Origin of the sequence: Mucilaginibacter lappiensis, assembly GCF_900155965.1 — a bacterium.
GTDB lineage: Bacteria > Bacteroidota > Bacteroidia > Sphingobacteriales > Sphingobacteriaceae > Mucilaginibacter > Mucilaginibacter lappiensis.
In genome coordinates this window covers 1-1,468 of sequence record NZ_FTMG01000038.1, presented here as the reverse complement: position 1 = coordinate 1,468, position 1,468 = coordinate 1, and the positions used below count along the sequence as shown (strand labels likewise).

The following is a 1,468-nucleotide window of genomic DNA, read 5'->3' as shown; positions in this document are numbered from 1 at the left end:
GGCTGAGTTATAGTGCTTATTGCCTGTTACTGAGTATGGTTCCGGAGTAAGAGTCTGAAGGTATGGTACGATCCTTTAAAAGAGGGTTTGTCCGATGGGTAGTCTGTCTTTTATTTATACTCCTCCGGGCGCGGCTTAAAGAGAAACCAAATGGAAAAGATGCGTTATCATGCAGCCGGGATAGATATCGGCTCGCGTAAAGTATTTGTCGGACTAGAAGCTCAGCCTGTCCGCTCGTTCGAGACCTTCACCAGCGATCTGTTGTTACTTAAGAATTATTTATTAGAACAAAAAGTGAACACGGTAGCCATGGAAGCCACAGGAGTGTACTGGTATGTACTGTATGATATTCTTGTAGAAGCAGGTCTGGATGTATGGCTGGTAGACGGCCGTCAGACCCGGCAGTTGCCAGGCCGGAAAACAGATGTTAAAGATTGCCAGTGGATACAGCAATTGCACAGTTATGGACTGCTGAACCGTTGTTATGTATCGGAGGGCCTGATCAAGGAGCTTCGCAGCTATCAGCGCTTGCGGGAAGACCATCTGCGGAGCGCGGCTATGCATATTCAGCACATGCAAAAGGCATTGATAGAGATGAACATCCGTTTGCCGGAGGTATTAAGCCAGGTACATGGTGTAAGTGGGATGGCATTGATTACGGCAATTTTAAACGGAGAGCGTGATACAGAAAAGCTGGTATCGCTCTGCCATGTAAGTGTTCGGGAAAAGAAAGGTGTGGAGCTGCGTAAAGCTTTGCAGGGCCATTATACTGCACAGGGTCTTTTTGCTTTAGGGCAAGCCGTGAAAGCGTATCAGTTTTATCAGGAGCAAATCCTGGAATGCGACCGGCAGATAGACGCTACTCTGCAAAAGATCAACAGAGATAAGCAACTGCCGCCAGCAACCGGTGGAGGCCAGCGTAAGCCGATTCGTCATCATAAACCACAGATTGATGATTTAGGGGATCATTTACTAAAGATATTTGATGGGCGGGATGCCACAAAGCTTCCGGGCTTTACCGATTATAACTGGCTACAGCTCTATTCGGAGATCGGCTCCGACCTGAGTAAATGGCCAAGCGAGAAGCATTTCACCAGTTGGCTGGGTTTATCACCCGGACAACATAATACCGGAAAAACCAAAAAAAGTAAAAGTAAGGGCAGGCCAATAGTTGGACAAATCTTTAAACAAATGGCTCACGGTTTATTGAACAGTAAACACATTGGCTGGGGTGCATTCGCCAGACGATTGAGAGGCCGAAAAGGCCCGGCAATAGCCATTAAAGCTACAGCCAGAAAACTGGCAGCCCAATATTGGCGACTAATCGTTAAAGGAACCGAATTTGTTGAGAAAGGCTTAGCTGCGTATGAGTTAATCGTCAATCAACAGAAAAAGAAACGGTTACAGAAACTTGCCCTGGAACTAAACATGACTTTAGCCCCTGCATGATTCATTCTGTCATGGGTAG

The 1,468-nt window shown here is 46.6% G+C and carries 1 protein-coding gene; it reads left to right on the top strand.

Annotated features, from left to right (window positions below):
- Positions 1-150 precede the first annotated feature (150 nt).
- Positions 151-1,449, top strand: a complete 1,299-nt coding sequence (locus BW976_RS28825; RefSeq protein ID WP_076379150.1) for an IS110 family RNA-guided transposase — start codon at positions 151-153, stop codon at positions 1,447-1,449.
- Positions 1,450-1,468: the final 19 nt, after the last annotated feature.

What these genes read in the sequence shown, in the direction of transcription:
- BW976_RS28825 (WP_076379150.1), top strand. Translation starts at nt 151, where the DNA reads ATGGAAAAGATGCGTTATCATGCAGCCGGGATAGATATCGGCTCGCGT.